Source organism: Ideonella sp. B508-1 (assembly GCF_000333615.1).
Lineage (GTDB): Bacteria > Pseudomonadota > Gammaproteobacteria > Burkholderiales > Burkholderiaceae_C > Ideonella.
On record NZ_BADL01000067.1, the window covers coordinates 1 to 1,767 of the forward strand.

Consider the following 1,767-nt stretch of genomic DNA (forward strand, 5'->3'; position numbering starts at 1 on the left):
GAGCATTCGGACCATAGGACGGAACCGCGGTTGGCTCGGGCAAGGGGCAACTGGAAAGGGCTGCAATAGCAGCCCTTTTTGTTTGGCAGAAGCGTCCCAGGAACTCAGTTAATCGAACGGACAGGAAACGACTGAGCAAGACACCTTGATTTGCGGGCCTAGCCGAGCAACCGCTGCGCGGCGCAAGGCTGACGCTCGACTCCGAAAGTCGGGGACGGTTCGATACAGTGACGGCGGGCCAAGGCCAGATTTTGTAGAGAAACAGCCCAAATGATAGAAAAGCCCCGAACGGCAGAACCGTGCGGGGCTTCCTATAAAATTTTTGGTGGCTGGGGCTCCACAACAAGAAGACTGCAAGCCCGCATAAATACTAGATTCTAAGTTTCATCACATCCAGAGTTACTGCGCAAGTTACTCCATCACCTCCCCGCGCCCATCCCTGACGCCGCCTGACCGGGGCGGGGACTCAGTCCCGATCTCTCAGGCTGGAGCGGCCACGGGCGGCCTGGAAGCGGTAGTACTCGTCCATTTGCTGCTGCACCTTCTTGGCCAGGTCCTTCTCGTCCATGCCGGCCGACGGGTAGACGTTGATCGACACCGGGCCGCCCGGGTTGATGCTGCCGCGGCCCGCGCCGGCGCCGGTGGCGGGCAGGGGCTTGCGGATGTCGATGGGGGGCGTGTCCTTGCCCAGGTTGACACCCCAGTCCGCTACCTTCCACAAGAACCCCCAGGGGGTGGACCCGAACCCGGGCGGCATCAGGTCTTGAATCGTCTTGGAGAGGTTGCGGATCTTGTCGATGAGATGGTCGATGTTGCCGCTGACCACGCTGGTCAACACGTCCCAGCTCTGAGCGAACAGGGCTTTGACGTTGTCCCAGTTGGACCAGAGGTACCAGAGCGTGGCCACCAGGGCCGTGATGGCCAGGCCGATGGGGTTGCTGAGCATGACCGCTCCCAACCCCCTCACGGCAATGCCAATGACATCGATGGCGGTGGCGAGCAGAGGGCTCTTGGCGATCAAGATGGCCCAGCTGTAGCGAAGCAGGGCCAGCGGGCCCAGCACGCTGGAGATGGCCAGCATCAGGCCACCCGTGGCCAGCAGAAAGGTGCCGATGGCTGCCGTGGCGAGCACCAAGGCCGAGGTGAGTTTTGGGTTCTCGGAAACGAACAGGGTGACCTTGGCCACCAGATTCGCAAAGGCATTCATGGCCTGCACCAGCTCGGGGCGGATGGACTCTCCCAGCAGGGCCGATGCGTTGGCCATGCGGTTGGTGAACAGCGTCCACCGGGCCTCCAGCGTGTCCATCCGGGCGCTGAACTCCCGGTCCATGGAGCCGACTGCCGCCGATCCGTTGGCCAGCTGCAGCTGGCGGGCAAACTCCTGCGGCTTGGTGACCAGCTTGGCCAGGGTGTCGCTGTGCTCCAGGCCCACCAGCTCCACCATGACGCCCACGCGCTTGGATTCGGGCAGCTTGCGGATGGCGTCGATGACGCTGACCAGCGTGCCGGTGGCGTTCTTTGCCATGCCGGACTGGATCTGGCCGCTGTTCAGGCCGATCTCTCGCACCGCCTGCTGGAACTTCTTGGTTCCCTTCTCGGCCGCGGCGAACTTCTGCACGATGGCGTTGACGGCGGTGGCCGCTGTCTCTGGCCGCTCGCCCAGGGTGACCAGGGTGCTGGAAAGGCTGCCCCGTCCTTGGCCGACATGGCCACCGTGCTGACCACGCCGCTGATCCNGGTGAGCACATCAATGATCTCGTCGCCCTT

The 1,767-nt window shown here is 63.2% G+C and carries 1 protein-coding gene; it reads right to left on the reverse strand.

Annotation, left to right across the window (positions count from 1 at the left end):
* Positions 1–466 precede the first annotated feature (466 nt).
* Positions 467–1,672: a phage tail tape measure protein gene (locus I73_RS02985; RefSeq protein ID WP_255348149.1), complete on the reverse strand. Its 1,206-nt coding sequence runs from the start codon at positions 1,670–1,672 to the stop codon at positions 467–469.
* Positions 1,673–1,767 lie beyond the last annotated feature (95 nt).